The 15,954-nt window shown below is 64.7% G+C and carries 29 protein-coding genes and 1 tRNA gene; 23 read left to right on the forward strand and 7 right to left on the reverse strand.

From position 1 onward, the window contains the following. Positions 1-17: 17 nt before the first annotated feature. The 4 genes from A7X65_RS13790 to A7X65_RS43545 all read right to left on the reverse strand — a co-directional run bounded on the left by A7X65_RS13790 (position 18) and on the right by A7X65_RS43545 (position 2,127). The gene (locus A7X65_RS13790) at positions 18-734 is read right to left on the reverse strand and encodes a hypothetical protein (protein WP_063685585.1); all 717 of its coding nucleotides are present in this window, start codon (positions 732-734) and stop codon (positions 18-20) included. A 1-nt stretch (position 735) separates the two neighbouring features. Next, complete coding sequence (locus A7X65_RS13795; protein ID WP_156527797.1) at positions 736-1,302, reverse strand: hypothetical protein; 567 nt, start codon at positions 1,300-1,302, stop codon at positions 736-738. Between the two features lie 11 nt (positions 1,303-1,313). Further along, positions 1,314-1,682, reverse strand: coding sequence for a GapR family DNA-binding domain-containing protein (locus A7X65_RS13800; protein WP_063685589.1), 369 nt, complete (start codon positions 1,680-1,682; stop codon positions 1,314-1,316). 64 nt (positions 1,683-1,746) lie between these two features. Next, on the reverse strand, positions 1,747-2,127 hold the full coding sequence (locus A7X65_RS43545) for a GcrA family cell cycle regulator (RefSeq protein ID WP_063685591.1): 381 nt from the start codon (positions 2,125-2,127) through the stop codon (positions 1,747-1,749). Positions 2,128-2,511: 384 nt separating this feature from the next. Here A7X65_RS43545 and A7X65_RS13810 point away from each other — a divergent pair, with 384 nt between their 5' ends. The 23 genes from A7X65_RS13810 (at position 2,512) to A7X65_RS13910 (ending at position 11,311) form a co-directional block, all read left to right on the forward strand. Next, positions 2,512-3,438, forward strand: coding sequence for a PD-(D/E)XK nuclease-like domain-containing protein (locus A7X65_RS13810; RefSeq protein WP_156527799.1), 927 nt, complete (start codon positions 2,512-2,514; stop codon positions 3,436-3,438). Then, entirely contained in the window at positions 3,438-4,376 is a 939-nt protein-coding gene (locus A7X65_RS13815; protein WP_063685595.1) for a recombinase RecT, read from the forward strand. Before A7X65_RS13810 ends, A7X65_RS13815 begins: the two co-directional genes overlap by 1 nt. Positions 4,377-4,392: 16 nt before the next feature. Next, a complete protein-coding gene (locus A7X65_RS13820; protein WP_063685597.1) occupies positions 4,393-4,791 on the forward strand; it encodes a helix-turn-helix domain-containing protein in 399 nt (132 codons plus the stop codon). Between the two features lie 323 nt (positions 4,792-5,114). After that, positions 5,115-5,465, forward strand: coding sequence for a hypothetical protein (locus A7X65_RS13830; protein ID WP_063685601.1), 351 nt, complete (start codon positions 5,115-5,117; stop codon positions 5,463-5,465). Between the two features lie 259 nt (positions 5,466-5,724). Further along, positions 5,725-5,910, forward strand: a complete 186-nt coding sequence (locus A7X65_RS13835) for a hypothetical protein (protein ID WP_063685603.1) — start codon at positions 5,725-5,727, stop codon at positions 5,908-5,910. Between the two features lie 104 nt (positions 5,911-6,014). After that, positions 6,015-6,090, forward strand: a tRNA-Phe gene (locus A7X65_RS13840). Positions 6,091-6,183: 93 nt separating this feature from the next. After that, the gene (locus tag A7X65_RS13845) at positions 6,184-6,426 is read left to right on the forward strand and encodes a hypothetical protein (protein ID WP_063685605.1); all 243 of its coding nucleotides are present in this window, start codon (positions 6,184-6,186) and stop codon (positions 6,424-6,426) included. Continuing rightward, positions 6,426-6,662 carry a hypothetical protein gene (locus A7X65_RS13850; protein WP_245323516.1) on the forward strand — a complete coding sequence of 79 codons (237 nt, stop codon included), beginning with the start codon at positions 6,426-6,428 and terminating at the stop codon, positions 6,660-6,662. Before A7X65_RS13845 ends, A7X65_RS13850 begins: the two co-directional genes overlap by 1 nt. A 177-nt stretch (positions 6,663-6,839) precedes the next feature. Further along, the gene (locus A7X65_RS43550; RefSeq protein ID WP_283806158.1) at positions 6,840-6,962 is read left to right on the forward strand and encodes a hypothetical protein; all 123 of its coding nucleotides are present in this window, start codon (positions 6,840-6,842) and stop codon (positions 6,960-6,962) included. Further along, positions 6,962-7,156, forward strand: a complete 195-nt coding sequence (locus A7X65_RS13855) for a hypothetical protein (RefSeq protein ID WP_063685607.1) — start codon at positions 6,962-6,964, stop codon at positions 7,154-7,156. The genes A7X65_RS43550 and A7X65_RS13855 overlap by 1 nt, the downstream gene beginning before the upstream one ends. 37 nt (positions 7,157-7,193) lie before the next feature. Continuing rightward, positions 7,194-7,382, forward strand: coding sequence for a hypothetical protein (locus tag A7X65_RS13860; RefSeq protein ID WP_063685610.1), 189 nt, complete (start codon positions 7,194-7,196; stop codon positions 7,380-7,382). Further along, positions 7,382-7,591, forward strand: coding sequence for a hypothetical protein (locus tag A7X65_RS13865; RefSeq protein WP_063685612.1), 210 nt, complete (start codon positions 7,382-7,384; stop codon positions 7,589-7,591). Before A7X65_RS13860 ends, A7X65_RS13865 begins: the two co-directional genes overlap by 1 nt. Beyond that, positions 7,588-7,917: a TSCPD domain-containing protein gene (locus tag A7X65_RS13870; protein ID WP_063685614.1), complete on the forward strand. Its 330-nt coding sequence runs from the start codon at positions 7,588-7,590 to the stop codon at positions 7,915-7,917. The genes A7X65_RS13865 and A7X65_RS13870 overlap by 4 nt, the downstream gene beginning before the upstream one ends. Continuing rightward, a complete protein-coding gene (locus A7X65_RS13875) occupies positions 7,910-8,593 on the forward strand; it encodes a hypothetical protein (protein WP_063685616.1) in 684 nt (227 codons plus the stop codon). Before A7X65_RS13870 ends, A7X65_RS13875 begins: the two co-directional genes overlap by 8 nt. Further along, positions 8,590-8,970: a hypothetical protein gene (locus A7X65_RS13880; RefSeq protein ID WP_063685618.1), complete on the forward strand. Its 381-nt coding sequence runs from the start codon at positions 8,590-8,592 to the stop codon at positions 8,968-8,970. Before A7X65_RS13875 ends, A7X65_RS13880 begins: the two co-directional genes overlap by 4 nt. Next, positions 8,967-9,209: a hypothetical protein gene (locus tag A7X65_RS13885; RefSeq protein ID WP_063685620.1), complete on the forward strand. Its 243-nt coding sequence runs from the start codon at positions 8,967-8,969 to the stop codon at positions 9,207-9,209. The genes A7X65_RS13880 and A7X65_RS13885 overlap by 4 nt, the downstream gene beginning before the upstream one ends. Continuing rightward, a complete protein-coding gene (locus A7X65_RS41680) occupies positions 9,206-9,382 on the forward strand; it encodes a hypothetical protein (RefSeq protein WP_156527800.1) in 177 nt (58 codons plus the stop codon). The genes A7X65_RS13885 and A7X65_RS41680 overlap by 4 nt, the downstream gene beginning before the upstream one ends. Further along, positions 9,379-10,026, forward strand: coding sequence for a hypothetical protein (locus tag A7X65_RS13890; protein WP_208608610.1), 648 nt, complete (start codon positions 9,379-9,381; stop codon positions 10,024-10,026). The genes A7X65_RS41680 and A7X65_RS13890 overlap by 4 nt, the downstream gene beginning before the upstream one ends. Positions 10,027-10,044: 18 nt before the next feature. Further along, complete coding sequence (locus A7X65_RS13895; protein WP_063685623.1) at positions 10,045-10,224, forward strand: hypothetical protein; 180 nt, start codon at positions 10,045-10,047, stop codon at positions 10,222-10,224. Then, complete coding sequence (locus tag A7X65_RS13900) at positions 10,224-10,640, forward strand: hypothetical protein (protein ID WP_063685625.1); 417 nt, start codon at positions 10,224-10,226, stop codon at positions 10,638-10,640. The genes A7X65_RS13895 and A7X65_RS13900 overlap by 1 nt, the downstream gene beginning before the upstream one ends. After that, on the forward strand, positions 10,612-10,773 hold the full coding sequence (locus tag A7X65_RS41685) for a hypothetical protein (RefSeq protein WP_156527801.1): 162 nt from the start codon (positions 10,612-10,614) through the stop codon (positions 10,771-10,773). Before A7X65_RS13900 ends, A7X65_RS41685 begins: the two co-directional genes overlap by 29 nt. After that, positions 10,770-11,135, forward strand: coding sequence for a hypothetical protein (locus tag A7X65_RS13905; RefSeq protein ID WP_063685627.1), 366 nt, complete (start codon positions 10,770-10,772; stop codon positions 11,133-11,135). The genes A7X65_RS41685 and A7X65_RS13905 overlap by 4 nt, the downstream gene beginning before the upstream one ends. Next, positions 11,132-11,311, forward strand: a complete 180-nt coding sequence (locus tag A7X65_RS13910) for a hypothetical protein (RefSeq protein WP_063685629.1) — start codon at positions 11,132-11,134, stop codon at positions 11,309-11,311. Before A7X65_RS13905 ends, A7X65_RS13910 begins: the two co-directional genes overlap by 4 nt. A 26-nt stretch (positions 11,312-11,337) precedes the next feature. Here the strand turns inward: A7X65_RS13910 and A7X65_RS13915 are convergent, their stop codons facing one another. The 3 genes from A7X65_RS13915 to A7X65_RS13925 form a co-directional block, all read right to left on the reverse strand. Then, a complete protein-coding gene (locus A7X65_RS13915) occupies positions 11,338-12,621 on the reverse strand; it encodes a tyrosine-type recombinase/integrase (protein WP_245323519.1) in 1,284 nt (427 codons plus the stop codon). 324 nt (positions 12,622-12,945) lie between these two features. Beyond that, complete coding sequence (gene nikR, locus A7X65_RS13920; protein ID WP_063685633.1) at positions 12,946-13,392, reverse strand: nickel-responsive transcriptional regulator NikR; 447 nt, start codon at positions 13,390-13,392, stop codon at positions 12,946-12,948. A 57-nt stretch (positions 13,393-13,449) separates the two neighbouring features. Further along, positions 13,450-15,909, reverse strand: a complete 2,460-nt coding sequence (locus A7X65_RS13925; RefSeq protein WP_063685635.1) for a heavy metal translocating P-type ATPase — start codon at positions 15,907-15,909, stop codon at positions 13,450-13,452. Between the last annotated feature and the right edge of the window lie 45 nt (positions 15,910-15,954).

Here is a 15,954-nt window from a genome sequence, read left to right on the forward strand (position 1 = left end):
GAGACGCAGACGCTGGTTCACAGGATTGCTCCTCTCGGACTGTCCTCTTCGGCTTTGCCGCGAATGATCGCGCCGATGTACTCGCGGGGATTTTCCTTGGTCGCGGCGACCTCCACCGCCGCTCGTGCAAGCTCGGGTTTGCCCTTGGCCTTGAGCAGCTGGGAGATCACACCGCCTGCGCTGTTGCCGAGGACCTCCCGGCCTCGGCGGAACAGCTCGGTTTCGGGGTCGGCTCGCTGCGGTTTGGTCGGCTTCGCTGCCTCGGCCTGGCCGAGATCAAGCTCGTCAGGGCGCGCAACGCGCGGCGCGCCGACAGGCGCGGCATTGGTCCTAGGTCCTACGGTCCTAGGTCCTAGGTCCGTCGATGCATCCTCGCGATCATTCGCGAGCAATCGCGAACCCTCGCTGACAACCGGCAGCTTGGAGTTTCCCGGCCGGTCAATCTTCTGATGCTTCAACCAGTTATTGACCTGGAGGTAAGTCGAGCCCTCAACCACGTAACGGACGATGCAATCATGACGTTCAAGCTCGACGAGCCAGCCTTCGATGAGGCTTGGAGCGTCCTCGTCGTACGGGTAGAGAAGGCTCGCGAGCATTCGCGAGGCTGCGCGAGTCCTCCCTTCATCGTCGCAGATGGTCCACAGCTGGATGAAAAGCAGGCGTGCTTCCCGCGACAGCTTGCCGATGGTTTCCGACTGCGGGAATTCCGGTTTGATGGTCCGGATGCGCGCCATGTCATGCTCCCATCAGTGGCGATGCAACCCGCCGCCGAAACAGCGGCGAGGTCTGCACTGCGAGTTGCGGGTCGAGGATCGATGCCTGGTAGTGCCAGAGCGCGAGCGCATCGGCGGCGTTGTCATCGGCCGGGGCCCAGCCGAGCCGATGGCAGGCGCTGATTGTCAGCCCCTTGGCCTGGTCGCGCTTGTGGCGGTTCGAGCCGATGAAGTGGGACCGAACATCGGACACGCGCGCCTCGCGCACGTCATAGCCGCCCAGCGTGGAGGTCAGCTCCTCGACCACCGCGCAGAGCCCGCTCAGCCGCCGCATGATGTCGGCGGTCGTGCGGCCAGCCATCTGCTGCGGCGTCATCGGAGCTTCGAAGACGATCAGCTTGATGTCGGGGTCGGTGGCGAGGAAGTCGGACAGCCATTGCCTACAGCCCGCGAACAGCGCGCCCATGCTCGCGCCCTCGCGGGCGAAGCGCACGGAGCCGCATCGCGGCGCTGCATCGCTGCAATCGCCGCAGGCCCAGCCAGTTCGTGACGCCAGATCGAGCGCCAGGATGCGCGGGTTGTACGCCATGGCCGCCCCCATCAATGAGCGGTCGCGTTTGCATCCCCCATCATGGCGGCGGCCCGCCAGAGCGGCAGGTCCTTGACGCCCTCGGCCGTCGCCAGCATCGACAGCGTCTGCTGCTGATCGGCTTCAAGCTCCTCGTAAATCCTGCGGTTCTTGGCCTCGTTGAGCCTGATCTTGACCAGCGACCGCAGCTCCTTCTGCGGGATGCCGCGCGCCTTGGCCTCGGTGTAGACGTTGCTGATGCTCTCGCGAATGGAGCGGCACGTCTTCATGAACGTACCGCGCTCGCTTGCGAGGTCGGCGTGGTAGCCGTCGATCTTCCCCAGGAGTTCCTGCACGACTTCGGGTTCGAAATCGTTGGTCGTGTTCGCTGCTTTCGCCATTGGTGTCCCTTTGCGTTTTGCAGGGCCACGGTGAAGCGGGAGGATCACCGGGCCGCGCTCATTGTCATGAGGGCACCCTCGCTGCAGTGAACGCGCGCCGATGCTTGACGCACCAGGGCGAGCCAATGGTCTTCGCCTGGCCGCAGAACACCGCGAGCCCGTCCTTGCCGCGCTGATCGAGCACGGCGCGGCAGTGAAACCACTTCACCTTGAGGAACGGCACGGGCTCGCCCGGACGCGGCTGCGCGATCCTGGACCTGGTCGGCCGCTTCGCGACCTTCGGCTTGCGCTGGGTGCGCGACAGCCCGAGCCGATGGACCTTGCCGATGACGGAATTGCGCGACGTGCGCAGGGCGTCTGCGATGAGGGCCGCCGAGCTACCTTCCATCCACATCACGCGAAGAACCTGTTCGGACTCGGGGTTGTCCCAGACGCTGAACCGCATCGGCAATTCATCATCCCTGATGACGCCTCGTGTCACGAGGAATTTTGCGCGCACCTCAAAATAACGGGTCTGGCTCAACTTACAGGTAGCAACGACAAGCGGCGCTAACTCAGTGGTGCGGTGTTGTTACGTGTTGCTACAGGCCGCGCAAAACTTTCCGGGTCTGCGCTGTGTCGAGCTGTTGACAGTCCAATATGCGAGATTGACAATCGATCACATCAGGCGGGCGCAAAGAAGAGCAATCACCCATCGCCCCTCATGATCTCGAAACCACGGTGTCATCGCCTGCCTTGAAGCAGGTGACCCGCTTCCAAATCATCGCACTCAGTCGCCCTTGGCTTGCGCCAAGGCCGCCACCGCTTTGCGCCGGAGGTTCGTGTCATCATGCAGTCGATCCCGTGGGACGGAAGCCAGATCACCACGCCTGGGATTTATCGCGGCATTCCGCTCGCCGATTATCATCGCCCGCACCTGTGTGTTGAGGTCAGCGTCTCGTCGTCGATGTTCCGCAACATCATCGCGAAGTCGCCCAAGCACGCCTTCGACAAATCGCAACTCAATCCGGCGCACTCGTCCGATGACGAGCAGAACGAGTCGCTGTCGCTCGGCCGTTTCCTGCACAGCGCCGTCGCTGGCGAGCCGTTCGAGCACGACTGCGTGCTGCGGCCCGCCACCGTTGGCGGAGTAGCGTACCAGGGCAACAGGAAGGAATGGCGGGACTGGAAGGCAGCCCAGATCGCAGCTGGCAAATTCATCATGTCGCCCGAGATGGTCGAGAACGCCAAGGGCATGATCATATCGCTCGGCAGTTTCCCTCTCGTGCAGCAGGGGATGCTCAACGGCGCACCCGAGCGGTCGCTGATCTGGCGCGACCCGCGCGGTTTCTGGAAGAAGGCGCGGCCTGACCAGATGCCGAACGACAGCGGCGACTTCGTCGACCTCAAGACGACGCGCTCGGTGCTCTATCGCGACACGCAGCGCTCTATCATCGACTATGGCTATCACCAGCAGGGCGCGATGGTCCTCGAAGGTGCCCGCGCTCTCGGTATGCCCGCAAATTCGTTCACGCTGCTTTGGGTCGAGAGCAAGCCGCCTTATTGCGTGCGCGCCCAGACCCTCAAGGACGAGGACCTGGCGCGCGGCCATGCGCTCAATGAGTTGGCCGCCAAGATGTTCTTGGACTGCTATCGCAGCGGCGTCTGGCCTGGCCCTGGCGACGACCGCCCCGATGCCGAGTACGTCGATCTCCCCGACTGGTATCGCAAGTCGGTCGATGACCGCATCAAGTTCGAGCTGCGGGAGGCTGCGTGATGACCGATACGACCGTCACCACCGAGCAGCCCCAGTCGCCGCCGCCCCAGCAGCAGGCGCAGCCCGCCCGCGTTACTCGCGGTGATCTTGCACGCGGCGATGCTGAAAAGGTGGTCAGCGAGCGCACGGAAGCTGTCACGCTGTTCAAGGGCGGCGGCGTCGATTACGCAAACCTGCGCGATATGGTCGATGCGGCCAAGCTGTTGTCGTCTGCCGGTCCGATGATCCCGCCGTGGCTCCAGGGCAACGTCGGCGGCATGTTCGGCATCTGCATGAAGGCGCAGGAGCTGGATATCTCGCCGCTCGCGCTGGCGAACTGGACCTATACCGTCGAGCAGTGGGTCAACGGTCAGAAGATCGAGCGCGTTGCCTACGAGAGCCAGTTCTTCCACGCGATCATCGAGCAGCGCGCCCCGCTGCTGACGCGGCTCCAGGTTGGCTATGAAGGCGAAGGCGACAAGCGCCGCTGCCGGGTGTGGGCCACGTTCAAGGGCGAGAAGGAGCCGCGCTATTTCCCGCCGCTCGACGCCGATCCCGACCAGTTCACGCTCGGCAAGCTGCATCCTGGCCACAACGACAAGGGGAAGGTGAAGGGCTCGCCGCTCTGGGACAAGAAGCCCGATCTGCAGCTGTTTTACAACATGAGCCGCGACTGGGCGCGCATGTACTGCCCCGACATCATCGCTGGCATGTATGGCCGCGACGAGATGGAGGATGCAGGCTTCACCGTCGCTTCCGACATCGCCAAGGATATTTCGCCGCGCCTTGCGCAGCGGCTGAGCGGTAACGCTCCCCCTGTTGGCCAGGCGGCCATCGCCGCCATGGACGCGCATGCTGCCGCGCACGCGCCGAAGCCTAAGCCGAAAGCCGAAGCCGAAGCACCTTCGACTGCGCCCGCGACCGATGTTGCGGGTGATCGTCCGTCGAGTGAAGCGTAACGGGGAGTGTCGGGGAATGTTTATCGTGAATGACGACGTGCTCTTGCAGGGAAGCTGGCCACTGGCGTGCAGCTCGCTCGCAATGTCTGTCGCGGCGACTGATGGGGCTCGCTTCCGCAAGATGTGCGACGAGTTCGGCGCCATCAGCGCAGCACGACCTTATCTGAACCATTGCTCCATCGCGTGCTCGGTTGGCGCGCAGGTGTTCGGCGTCACCGTCCAGGACCTGCGGACAAGACCCAATCGCGATGTTCTCGCCACGCGCCAGAAGATCATGGCCTTCACCAAGGTCGTGACCGGCGCGAGCTATCATCAGATCGCCCGCACCTTCAACATCGACCACAGCGCGGTCATTCGCGCCTGCGAGCGGTACGAGGAGTTCATCCGCCGGCTCCTCGCGAACAAGGCCGAGTGATGCGGAAGGTGGTGCGCGATGCGATTGCCGCAGTCCACGATGCAGGCGGCTCAAGCGTCCGGGTTTCGGAAGGCGGTCGGCACACGCGCATCCACTTCACCGGGCCCGATGGAAAGCGATCCGTCGTCCTGCTCCATCGCGGCAGCGTCGTCAGCCGTTGGTTTGCGACGCAGGTCCGCTCCCAAATTCGCAGGAAGCTTTCGACATGAGCGCCAACCATCTTCGCCTTCTGATGCTGCTGGCCAACTTCGCGGTCTGGATCGTGCTGCTCTACGTCGCCGAGCTGCTCTGGACGCTGATGCGCTGAAAAGGAGAGAGAGACCATGAACCTCGCTAACGAAATTTCGTCGCTTGAAACTGAGCTGCAGTCGCTGCGCACCGAGAACGAGGTGCTCAAGAGCAACAAGGCGATCATCGAGTTCGAGAACGATAGCCTGCGCCGCCAGGTCACCAAGGTGAACGCGGAGCGCGACAACCTGATGCGCCGCGCCGAGTCGATCAAGAGCCTGCTCGATCAGATCGGCGGCAGCTTGATGCTCGGCCTTCGCAAATTCCACGACAACGAGCGCGACATCGCCGCCGCGCAGCTCACGGCCGAGACCGACGACATGCCGATGTTCCTGGCCCAGGCGCGCAGCAACGGTCACGCCGAGGCCGACAAGACCGAGCACTGATCATGAAGCGACCCAGCGACCTCGAAATTGCACAGGCGATCTGCTGCGGCGAGCACTGCCGCAGCGAGACCTCGCATTGCCATGCGGGCGATCACTTCGCCGAGGCCTATCGCGTTCGCAAGTTGCTGGATCGTCACGCCCTTGGGTCCGGAGGAGCTACGGAGGCGGCGTCTCGCAGTGCGTCGTCGCGCGGAGAGGATATGAGCCAACGACCCGCGCCCCAGACCAAATCGCGGCCGAGCCGCAAGCAGAGTTCGCGATGAATTTGAAGCACTCGAAAACGTCGCTGACTTTCGAAGAGAAGATCAAGGCGGCGTATCTGTATTTCTACAAGGGGATCGATCAGCACACGATTGCCGAGATCGCCTTCGACGGCGTCAACCAGGGCCGCATCAACGAGGCCTGCGTGGCGGTCGAGAAGGCCCTGAAGGAGGGCAGCCGATGATCGCGCGCCGCGCCCTCCTGCAAACCCTTGCGGCAGTGCTGGCCTCGCCGGTCCTGGCCGACGAGGATTTCCAGTCGATGTGGGAGCGCCGCATCGTGGGCGATGCCGGGGTAGCTCAGTCGGTAGAGCGGCGGATCGAAAATCCGCGCGTCGATGGTTCGAACCCGTCCCCCGGCACCAAGCATGCCATGCGGATCGCCCCCGACCCGGTCTGCGGGAAGCGCGGTCGCCGCTATTTCCACATCGGCCGCCGACTGTCCTGGAGGTGCCGCCGTGCCGGTTGATGAAGACGCGCTGGCCGACAACGTCACCAGGCTGATCACGGCATTCCACCTCATCAGCGAGAGCATGGACTGCGACAGCGAGGGCGCGGCCCTGGCCTATCTCGTCGCCGAGTACGTCGCCTGCTTCGCCCCTGAGCATCAGCCGGAGATGCACGGGCTCTTTGACCGGTGTGTCGCTGACGAAATCAAGCAGATCAATGCGTACCTGCGGCGTCGGAAGGGGGCCAACTGATGATGTCCACCGCCAAAGAGAGAACCAAAGTCCGCAAGAAGGCCGAACCGCCGATGACCCAGCTTGCCTACACCGTCCCGGAATTCTGCCGCGCCTTCCGCATCTCGGAGCGGCACTACCTCAATCTGCGGTACGCGGGCAAAGCCCCGACGGAAATGCGGGTTGGTCGCCGGGTCCTGATCTCCGTCGAGAGTGCGCAGGCCTGGGTCAAGGCGCGCGAGTTGGAGAAGGCCTGATGATCGCCACCATCGACAAGCTGCGCTGCGTGCTGCGGGAGATCATAAGCAGTCGCTGGGCAACATTCCCGACAAGGGCACGAACGATCCCTGGGGCACCGTGCGTAGCGACACGCCCAAGACCACGACGGCGGCTACCGCAAGCACGTCTATCGGCGGCGCGTCGCCGACGGCTTCATGACCGAGGCCCAGGCAAAGCGCGAGATCGAGCTGATGGAGGCTATTGCCATCGACTACCGCGCGATGGTCGCCGCTGAAGCGCCGCAGGCTGAGCTGTTCACCGAGAAGGAGCGGTCGTGATGGAGGCGACGATCACCATCGACGGGCACACACTGACCGAAGGCCAGGCCATGGCTGTTCGCGTCGCCATCACCGCGTTCCTGATGGATCTGAAGAACGACAAGCAGTTCGCGGACTGCCTCGGCCTGATCGGCATCGCGTACCAGGCGCGGCTGACCGAGGTCATGCACATCATCCTCAACGAAGCGTCTTAAGCAACGCCAGCGCGCTGGCAAACAAGGAGAGAAGTCTATGCGTATTCCCAAGGGGGCCGACATTCAGCTGAAGACCGAGAACGACGCGCTCGAATTGCACGTCACTGCGGCGATCACCACCAAGGCGCAGGCTAACGACCTGATCTCCTGCATCCGCCAGGTTTCCGGCGCGCTGGAAAGCGAGCGTCGCAGCCGCCGCAAGCCGAAGATCGCAGAGGCGGCGTGATGGCCTGGCGGTGGCGTGTATCGGCATTTTACGGCGTCGAGGACCCCGACAACGGGAAGCGGCGCGGCATGTGCGCGATCACGACGGTGCACGCCACCGAGCCCAGCCTGATGGTCGAGCTGTCCGCCTTCCGCCAGCGCCCCGACATCGGCTGGGTCGACATCGTCGACTTGGACACGAACGAGCAGCATCGGGAATACATGCGATGACCGACCGCAGGACCTTGCCGATGCGGCGCAGTGCCGAGACCTTCGACATCAGCTTCGGTGGTCTCAATCGCGGCTATGCCGTGACCCTCGGCTTCTACGAGGACGGCGCGCTCGGCGAGATTTTCATCTCGGGCGGCAAGAGCGGCGAGGCCGTCGAGGCTATCGCGCGGGACGGTGCCGTCCTGTTGTCACTCGCGCTGCAATACGGCGCGCAGGTCGAGACCATGGCGAGCGCCATCACCCGCGACGGCCAGGGCCAGCCGTCCTCGATCATCGGCGCGGTGATCGACCGACTCCTGCCAGAAGCGAGGGCAAAGGATGAGTAGCGCCGTCTCGACCGCGTTCGAACACACCAGGGTGCCCTACGGTGAGGACGGCAGGCTGGTGCGGGGCATCATCGCACGATGCGGAGCGCCCAGCTGCGAGGCCGCCGTGCCGCTCCCGGTAAACCTGATGGCGAACGGTCGGGGCATGGACGACAACATCGAATGGCAGTTCGTCGCCCGCAAGCTCGAAGCGAAGGGCTGGCGCATTGGCAAGAGCGCTGCCGCCCACCGCTGCCCGAAATGTTTCAATGCGGCGAAGTTCGCAGCAATGCGCAAATCTGAGGAGAAGCCGATGCCGAAGGTCGAGGTACCGCCGCCGCCGCAAGTCGCGCTGCAGATTGTAAAGGATCACGGCAAGGCAATGACGCGCGAGGACCGGCGCATCATCTTTGAGAAGCTCAACGAGGTCTACATCGACGGAAAGGTCGGTTACGGGCGCGGCTGGACCGATGAGAAGGTGGCCACCGATCTCGGCGTGCCGCGCGCCTGGGTGAAGCTGCTCCGGGAGGAGAATTTCGGCGACGAAGTCGGCAACGAGGAAATCCACGAGCAGATCGCCGAAGCGAAGGCCGCGCTCACCGAGATGCGCAAGCTGGAGCCCGACATGCGGCGGCTGCTGGCAATCGCCGACAAGGTCGAGAAGTCGCTCGCCGAAATCCAGAAGGTGCTGAAGTGACCGAACAGAGCGAACTCGAGACGCTGCAGGCCGAGCTGGCCGCTGCCAAGGAAGACGCAGCCGAGCTGCAGGACATCTTCGACCTGCAGTGGGAGGCCGACATGCGGGCGGTCCGCCGCTGGCGCGACGCGAACCCCGGCAACGAGCTGGTGCTGCCTGATCGCGCCAATCTGGTGGTCTGGCTGCTTGGCCTGGTCGAGCGGTCGGCGGCGCATCCCGGCAGTCGCGAGGGCGAGCGCTGCTTTTGCGGCGAGGCTGCCGCGCACAAGGTCGAGGAAGTGGTCTTCGCCGACGACCCGCACCCCATCCGGCACCCGCTCACGAGTTACGTTTGCCGCGAGCACTTCCGCGCGATCATGGGACCGGCAGCGTCATGAGCGGCGAGGAGCGGGCGGAACGGGACGCGAATGTCGGGCGCAATGCGGCAACTATGTTGCTCGCCCTCATCGACGGTGTGAGCCCAGGCGTTGCCTACAACATCATCGGCTGCATGACGGTCTCGGTGTTCACGGCCATCCCTTTCGTCAGCCCGAGGGATGCCGTCGATGAGTTCGATCATTGGGCGGCGTACACGCGGCAACTGATCGCCGATCAAATCAAAGAGCGGCTGCAATGACATTCCGCGTCATCAACCTGACCAGGGGCGAGATCGTGGCCGAGCTGCACGGGGCGGTTCAGGCCAAGCAGCTGGCCGATACCCTTGCGGCCGATCACCAGTATCGGGAGCAGTTCGCCGTGGTGGAGCTGGTGACCATCTATGAAACACCGCTCAATCAGGAGCGCACATGACGAAGACGCCCGGCCAGCTGGCGTATGAAGCCGACGTGCAGGCGAAGCCGACCTATGAAAGATGGGTCGCCAAGGCGTGCATGGGACAGCCTGGACAATCTGGTCAAGTGGTCGTGGGAGCGCAACCCGACACCTCGCTGGGTGCTCGTGAAGGGACACCGGCAATGACGCGCTTTGCCAAAGACACCGAGGTGCCTGTCGAGAAGAGTCGCGCCGAGATCGAGCGCATGATCGTGCGCTATGGCGCGAGCGCGACGGCGTTCATGACCTCGACCGACCATGCCATCGTCTGCTTCGAGGCCAATGAGCGGCGCGTGATGTTCAGGCTGCCGCTCCCCAAGCGCAGCGAGCGCCGTTTCACGCATCAGCGCGCCAACCAGCACGGCGCGTTTGACCGGCCGCGTTCAACGGAAGCTGCGGCCAGCGCCTGGGAGCAGGCCTGCCGTCAGCGCTGGCGCGCGCTCGCGCTAGTGATCAAGGCCAAGCTGGAAGCCGTGGAGACCGGCATTACGACGTTCGAGGATGAGTTTCTGGCGCACATTGTCATGCCCGATGGCCAGACCGTGGGCGACGCGATCAAGCCGCGCCTCAAGGCGATCTATGAGACCGGCACCATGCAGCCGCTGCTGCCTGCACCGCGCTGAGAAAGAAGCGGAGGAGATATGGCTGACAATCTTTGCCCCTGCGGGTCCGGCAAGCAGTCGCGGTGGGAGCACGATGCGCGCGGCATTCCGCTGTGCCGGGTCTGCGACAAGTGCCGGAGGGAGAAGCTCGGCCGCTATCGGCCCGACGTGCTGACGGACCCGAATTACCGGACCGACGAGCCGGTCGAAGAGGATTGATGCGGCGGCGCGGCCGCATCTCGTTCAAGACCAAGCTGGCGGCGACGCTTTGCGAGATGCTGACCGACGACGGCACCGGCAAGCTGGTGAAGATCATCCCGCACGAGGACGCGGTGAAGATGACCGAGGACCAGGTGCTCTCGCTGTTTCGGTTCGACCACGGGCTCTATCACGCGCAGGACGGCTCGGATGAATTCTGGAATTTGACCCCGATGCTGATCCGGGCGCACGACCGCAAGACCCGCGAGCGCGACATTCCGCAGATGGCCAAGACGCGACGGATCGAAAAGGGCCAGGAGGAATTCCGGGCCCGCCTGCTGGCCAAGGATCGAGGCGAGCCGCGACCGCCAAGCCGCTGGCCGAAGCGCAAGATGAGGAAGCCGAAGGATGGGAAAGAAGATCGTCGTGACCTTTGACGACCACGACCATGAGCAGATCGCGCTGCTTGCCAAGCTGGCCAGGATCAAGCTGGCCGAGCAGGTCCGGCGCATGTGCCGCGCGCAGCTTGATCGCACCGGCTGGGCCGATCACAAGGCGGGCGCGCGATGAGCGACGACAACGTTTCGCGCATTCCGGTTCGGTTCAAGAAGCCGCCCGAAGGCGAGCCGCCATTCCTCAAGGTGGTCGACCGTTGGGGCGACCGCGACGGCTGCGATCACCGGTCCTACTACGTCGAAGGGCGCGGCTTCGTCCCGGTGACCTACTATCTGCGCGAGGGCGAGACAGAGGTCGAATGCGGGCGCTGCCATACGCGGCTCGACCCGATGTTCGTCCTCCGGCGCATGGCCAGCGAGGAGACGCAGTGGTCCCGCGCTCGCGAGCGCTACATCGAGGAAATGCAGCGGCTCCGAGAACGCAGCCGCACGAGGTGCTTCCACTGCGGCAAGATGACGGAGATCAGCCGACGATGAACACCCAGGTTATCGCGACCAAGGTCTGCAAGGCGTGCCGCCAGGAGAAGCCGCTCCGCGACTTCTATGTGCAGGTGCGCCCCGGCCTCCGGGATGCGACCATGACGGTCTGCAAGGAATGCCACCGCGAGCGCGTGAAGCGCGCCACCGCTGAACGAAAAAAAAGCCCCGCCTAAGCGGGGCTCTTCTTTTGCGGTGCCGATTAGGCCGCCAACTGCACCACGTTATCGGGCGGCGTGGTTTCATCATCCAGGAGAGCAGCGCGGGTCATCGCATCGGTGTGGTCGGTGATGTATTTGGAATAGGTCCTTTCGATCTCAACCACGCTGGTGTCGTGGTTCGCAGCAACGACCCGCTGGTGAACGCCCTTCATCAACTGCCTGACGATGCTGGAATGCCGCAGCGCATACATTGTCACTTCGTCCGGATCGAGACCGCTTGCCTTGACCACTTCGCGGAAATCGTCGCCATAGTCGTCGGCGACCCCCACAGCGTCCCGGCTCGGGTCTTTCGGGTCGGTGCGGCCCCAGGGCTTGCCGTTGCTCTGTAAGAGCAGCCTGTCGCCCGGCTTGCGGCCTTCGGCGTGCTTGGCCAGCCGCGCCGCCAACGTTGGGGTGATCGGCACCGGGAAGCGCTCGACCCGCTTTTCCTTCGCCTTGGCGCCGCCGCCCTTGCTGGATTTCGGCATCATCAGCTTCGGGCTCGTGCGATGGTTGAGCAGGTCACGAACCCGGAGCCGCGCAGCTTGGGAAGGCCGGTTGCCGCCCTGGGCCTGGACATCGGTAAGCAGGCCCAGCTCGTGATCGCGGGCATAGGCGTTGCGGACGATGGTGCGGACCTGATCATTGACCAGGATGACGTTATTGCTCTCGGTCGCGCCGGGTATCCTTTTGAGGCCGATCTTCCACGCTTGCGAGTTCTGGATGCGGCTGTCCTGCTCAACCGCGAGGTTCAGGGCAGCATTGATGCTGCTCAGATAGCGGTTGACGCTGGAGGGCGTCAGCCCGTGGAGGCTGTCGCGCCACTTGCGCAGCTCGGTGGCATCGAGCAGCGGCACCGGCTTCGACAGAAGCGACGCGGGCAAATGCTCGCGCGGCGAAGTGGCGTTGTAAGGGTTGCCGCCGCGCTTCTCCAAATCGGTCCCGTAGTTGGTCAGGGCCTCGTCGAGGGTCACAAACTTCTTGCCCTCGTTGGCATCAACCTTATCGGCGTCGCCGCCGCGCACGAGCCTGCGAGCTTCCTGAGCCGCCTGCTTGTAGCTGAAGATCGTCTTGCCGTCCGCGACGGACTCGCCGTCGTCGGCGCTGCCGAAAGCTTTGAGCCACTCGCTGCCGTGGCCATCGGGAGCGATAACGCACCAGGTGCCTGGCCCCTGGTTTCGGCGATAGCCAAGGGTCAGGCCGCGCTCAAGGTGCTGGCGATACGGTCTCTTGCGCACCGCCAACTTGGCGCGAGCGCTCGGGCTCTTAAGATTGAAGGATGACATCTTGCACATTCCGTTGTTTTGGTGTCGGGTTTGGTGTCGGTAAATGCGGGTGCGCGCCGTTGCGTCCGCTTTCCGGAACGTGCGTAATTTAGTCGTCTTATCAAACACATGGAAGTCGAGTGGGTCGCGCAAGAAACCGCAAGGACCCGCAAACTTTTCCCCTTGCGGGAGAAGGTGGCGCGAAGCGCCGGATGAGGGGTATCTATCCGCGAGCTCAAATGAGAGTTGGACTTGCCGAGACATACCCCTCACCCGTCTCGCCGCTGCGCGGCGAGCCACCCTCTCCCGCAAGGGGAGAGGGTTCGTATCGTCTGCGCGGTAGGCCTACTCGTGCCGGTGCCCGTGCTTCCTCGCCTTCACATGTTTGCCCTCGCCGGTCGGGATCATCACCACGCGGCCGTAACGCACGCCGCGTTCGGCGATGATGTGGTCGGCGAAATGCCTGACCTCGTCGGCGGAGCCGCGCAGCGCCGTCATCTCCATGCAATTGTCGTGGTCGAGATGGACGTGCAGGGTCGCCAGCGCGAGGTCATGGTGGCCGTGGAATTCCTGCACCAGTCGCTTTGAGAGATCGCGCGCGGCGTGGTCGTAGACATAGATGAGGCCGGCCACGCATTGGCCGGTCTGCGCGGTGTCCTCGGTGGATTGTTGCAGCCCGGCGCGCGCGAGATCGCGGATGATCTCGGAGCGGTTCTGGTACCCGCGCGCCTCGGCGGCGGCGTCGATCTCCGCCAGGAGATCGTCCTCGATCGTGATCGTTATCCGCTGCATCAGGTCCTCTCCGCGCGTCTCGCCGAATGGACCTGTTTTACACGGATTTTGCGACACTCACAGCCGCGTCGCACGAAGCCGCAAGGCATTCCCGACCACGCTCACCGAAGACAGCGCCATCGCCGCCGCCGCGATGATCGGCGATAGCAGCACGCCGAAGGTCGGGTAGAGGATGCCGGCGGCGATCGGGATGCCGGCGGCGTTGTAGATGAAGGCGAAGAACAAGTTCTGGCGGATGTTGCTCATCGTCGCCTGCGACAGTTTTCGCGCGCGGACGATGCCGGTGAGGTCGCCCTTGAGCAGGGTGACGCCGGCGCTCTCCATCGCGACGTCCGTGCCGGTGCCCATGGCGATGCCGACTTCGGCGGCGGCCAGCGCCGGCGCGTCGTTGACGCCGTCGCCGGCCATCGCGACGCTGCGGCCGGCCTTCTGCAGTTTTGTGACCACCGCGCTCTTCTGGTCCGGCAGCACCTCCGCCTCGACCTCGGCGATGCCGAGCTGGCGCGCCACGGCCTCCGCCGTCGTGCGGTTGTCGCCGGTCAGCATGATCACCTTGATGCCTTCCTCGGCCAGCGCTTTCAGCGCTTCCGGCGTCGAGGCCTTGACCGGATCGGCGATCGCGAACAGGCCGGCGAGCCCGCCGTCGACGGCCATGTTGATCACGGTGGCGCCGTCGCCGCGCAGCCGCTCGGCTTCGGCGTCGAGCGCCCCGGTGTCGATGCCGATCGACGTCAGATACCGGGCATTGCCGAGCACGACGGACTTGCCGTCGACCTTGCCGGTCGCGCCCTTGCCGGTCGGCGAGTCGAAGTCCTCGACCTGGCCGAGGGCCAGCTGCTTCTCCTTTGCGGCGCGTACGATCGCGTCGGCCAGGGGATGCTCGCTGGCGCGCTCGACGCTGGCCGCGATGCGCAGGATGTCGTCCTCGGCAAAACCGGCCGCAGGCACGATCGTGACCACCTTGGGCTTGCCCTCGGTCAGCGTGCCGGTCTTGTCCACCACCAGCGTGTCGATCTTCTCCATCCGCTCCAGCGCCTCGGCGTTCTTGATCAGCACACCGCCTTGCGCCCCGCGGCCGACGCCGACCATGATCGACATCGGGGTCGCCAGGCCCAGCGCGCAGGGGCAGGCGATGATCAGCACGCTGACGGCGGCGACGAGGCCGAAGGCGAGCCGCGGCTCCGGCCCGAACCAGGCCCAGGCGGCGAAGGCGGCGAGGGCGACGACGATCACCGTCGGCACGAACCAGCCCGCGACCTGGTCGGCCAGCCGCTGGATCGGCGCGCGCGAACGCTGTGCATCCGCGACCATCTGCACGATCTGCGACAGCAGCGTCTCGCGCCCCACCTTGTCGGCGCGCATGATGAAGCTGCCCGACTGGTTGAGCGTGCCGGCGATAACCTTGGCGCCGGTCTCCTTGGTGACCGGCATGGATTCGCCCGTCACGAGCGACTCGTCGAGCGAGGAACGGCCTTCGAGAATGACACCGTCGACCGGCACCTTCTCGCCGGGCCGAACGCGCAGGCGGTCGCCGGCATGGAGTGTGTCGATTTCGACCTCGTGCTCGCCGCCATCTTCATCGACGCGGCGCGCGGTCTTCGGCGCGAGCTGGAGCAGCGCCTTGATCGCGCCCGAGGTCGCGTCGCGGGCGCGCAGCTCCAGCACCTGGCCGAGCAGCACCAGCACGGTGATGACGGCCGCGGCTTCGAAATAGACGGCGACCGCGCCGCCATGGCCGCGGAACGTGTCGGGGAATATCTGCGGCACGACGGTGCCGAGCACGCTGTAGACGTAGGCGACGCCGGTGCCCATCGCGATCAGCGTGAACATGTTGAGGTTGCGCGTCACGAGCGACTGCCAGCCGCGCACGAAGAACGGCCAGCCGGCCCACAGCACCACGGGCGTTGCGAACGCGAACTGGATCCAGTTCGAGAGCGTCTGGTCGATCCAGTTGTGGGGCCCCGCGAGATGGCCGCCCATCTCCAGCACCACCGCCGGCAGCGCCAGCACGCCGCCGATCCAGAACCGCCGCGTCATGTCGGCGAGCTCCGGATTGGGGCCACTCTCCAGGCTCGCCACCTCCGGCTCCAGCGCCATGCCGCAGATCGGGCAGGTGCCGGGTCCGACCTGGCGGATCTCGGGATGCATGGGACAGGTATAGATCGTGCCCGCCGGCATCTCCGGCTCGGGCGCTTTCTCCTTTGCAAGATACTTTGCGGGATCGGCAGCGAACTTGGTGCGGCAGCCGGCCGAGCAGAAATGGAAGGTCTCGCCGTGATGCTCGAAGCGGTGTTTTGACGTCGCCGGATCGACCGTCATGCCGCAGACGGGGTCCTTGACCTTGCCTCCGGCGTCGCCGTGGTCATGACCGTGATGATGGGCATGGCCGGAATGATCGCCCTGGCCGCCGCAGCACGAGGCCGCCGCCGGCTTGGCCGGCTGTGCAGCTTTTGCGGAACAGCCGCATCCGGAATGCGTGTCCGCGTCGTGACGGTGCTCGTGTTCGTTGTTGTTCATTGCCATGCTCCGGCCTTGCCGATCGTCTTGCTGGGGTCTTGCAAC

Origin of the sequence: Bradyrhizobium stylosanthis (genome assembly GCF_001641335.1) — a bacterium.
Classification (GTDB): domain Bacteria; phylum Pseudomonadota; class Alphaproteobacteria; order Rhizobiales; family Xanthobacteraceae; genus Bradyrhizobium; species Bradyrhizobium stylosanthis.

What these genes read in the sequence shown, in the direction of transcription:
- A7X65_RS13790 (WP_063685585.1), bottom strand. Translation starts at nt 734, where the DNA reads ATGGCGCGCATCCGGACCATCAAACCGGAATTCCCGCAGTCGGAAACC.
- A7X65_RS13795 (WP_156527797.1), bottom strand. Translation starts at nt 1,302, where the DNA reads ATGGCGTACAACCCGCGCATCCTGGCGCTCGATCTGGCGTCACGAACT.
- A7X65_RS13800 (WP_063685589.1), bottom strand. Translation starts at nt 1,682, where the DNA reads ATGGCGAAAGCAGCGAACACGACCAACGATTTCGAACCCGAAGTCGTG.
- A7X65_RS43545 (WP_063685591.1), bottom strand. Translation starts at nt 2,127, where the DNA reads ATGCGGTTCAGCGTCTGGGACAACCCCGAGTCCGAACAGGTTCTTCGC.
- A7X65_RS13810 (WP_156527799.1), top strand. Translation starts at nt 2,512, where the DNA reads ATGCAGTCGATCCCGTGGGACGGAAGCCAGATCACCACGCCTGGGATT.
- A7X65_RS13815 (WP_063685595.1), top strand. Translation starts at nt 3,438, where the DNA reads ATGACCGATACGACCGTCACCACCGAGCAGCCCCAGTCGCCGCCGCCC.
- A7X65_RS13820 (WP_063685597.1), top strand. Translation starts at nt 4,393, where the DNA reads ATGTTTATCGTGAATGACGACGTGCTCTTGCAGGGAAGCTGGCCACTG.
- A7X65_RS13830 (WP_063685601.1), top strand. Translation starts at nt 5,115, where the DNA reads ATGAACCTCGCTAACGAAATTTCGTCGCTTGAAACTGAGCTGCAGTCG.
- A7X65_RS13835 (WP_063685603.1), top strand. Translation starts at nt 5,725, where the DNA reads ATGAATTTGAAGCACTCGAAAACGTCGCTGACTTTCGAAGAGAAGATC.
- A7X65_RS13850 (WP_245323516.1), top strand. Translation starts at nt 6,426, where the DNA reads ATGATGTCCACCGCCAAAGAGAGAACCAAAGTCCGCAAGAAGGCCGAA.
- A7X65_RS43550 (WP_283806158.1), top strand. Translation starts at nt 6,840, where the DNA reads ATGACCGAGGCCCAGGCAAAGCGCGAGATCGAGCTGATGGAGGCTATT.
- A7X65_RS13855 (WP_063685607.1), top strand. Translation starts at nt 6,962, where the DNA reads ATGGAGGCGACGATCACCATCGACGGGCACACACTGACCGAAGGCCAG.
- A7X65_RS13860 (WP_063685610.1), top strand. Translation starts at nt 7,194, where the DNA reads ATGCGTATTCCCAAGGGGGCCGACATTCAGCTGAAGACCGAGAACGAC.
- A7X65_RS13865 (WP_063685612.1), top strand. Translation starts at nt 7,382, where the DNA reads ATGGCCTGGCGGTGGCGTGTATCGGCATTTTACGGCGTCGAGGACCCC.
- A7X65_RS13870 (WP_063685614.1), top strand. Translation starts at nt 7,588, where the DNA reads ATGACCGACCGCAGGACCTTGCCGATGCGGCGCAGTGCCGAGACCTTC.
- A7X65_RS13875 (WP_063685616.1), top strand. Translation starts at nt 7,910, where the DNA reads ATGAGTAGCGCCGTCTCGACCGCGTTCGAACACACCAGGGTGCCCTAC.
- A7X65_RS13885 (WP_063685620.1), top strand. Translation starts at nt 8,967, where the DNA reads ATGAGCGGCGAGGAGCGGGCGGAACGGGACGCGAATGTCGGGCGCAAT.
- A7X65_RS41680 (WP_156527800.1), top strand. Translation starts at nt 9,206, where the DNA reads ATGACATTCCGCGTCATCAACCTGACCAGGGGCGAGATCGTGGCCGAG.
- A7X65_RS13890 (WP_208608610.1), top strand. Translation starts at nt 9,379, where the DNA reads ATGACGAAGACGCCCGGCCAGCTGGCGTATGAAGCCGACGTGCAGGCG.
- A7X65_RS13895 (WP_063685623.1), top strand. Translation starts at nt 10,045, where the DNA reads ATGGCTGACAATCTTTGCCCCTGCGGGTCCGGCAAGCAGTCGCGGTGG.
- A7X65_RS13900 (WP_063685625.1), top strand. Translation starts at nt 10,224, where the DNA reads ATGCGGCGGCGCGGCCGCATCTCGTTCAAGACCAAGCTGGCGGCGACG.
- A7X65_RS41685 (WP_156527801.1), top strand. Translation starts at nt 10,612, where the DNA reads ATGGGAAAGAAGATCGTCGTGACCTTTGACGACCACGACCATGAGCAG.
- A7X65_RS13905 (WP_063685627.1), top strand. Translation starts at nt 10,770, where the DNA reads ATGAGCGACGACAACGTTTCGCGCATTCCGGTTCGGTTCAAGAAGCCG.
- A7X65_RS13910 (WP_063685629.1), top strand. Translation starts at nt 11,132, where the DNA reads ATGAACACCCAGGTTATCGCGACCAAGGTCTGCAAGGCGTGCCGCCAG.
- A7X65_RS13915 (WP_245323519.1), bottom strand. Translation starts at nt 12,621, where the DNA reads ATGTCATCCTTCAATCTTAAGAGCCCGAGCGCTCGCGCCAAGTTGGCG.
- nikR (WP_063685633.1), bottom strand. Translation starts at nt 13,392, where the DNA reads ATGCAGCGGATAACGATCACGATCGAGGACGATCTCCTGGCGGAGATC.
- A7X65_RS13925 (WP_063685635.1), bottom strand. Translation starts at nt 15,909, where the DNA reads ATGAACAACAACGAACACGAGCACCGTCACGACGCGGACACGCATTCC.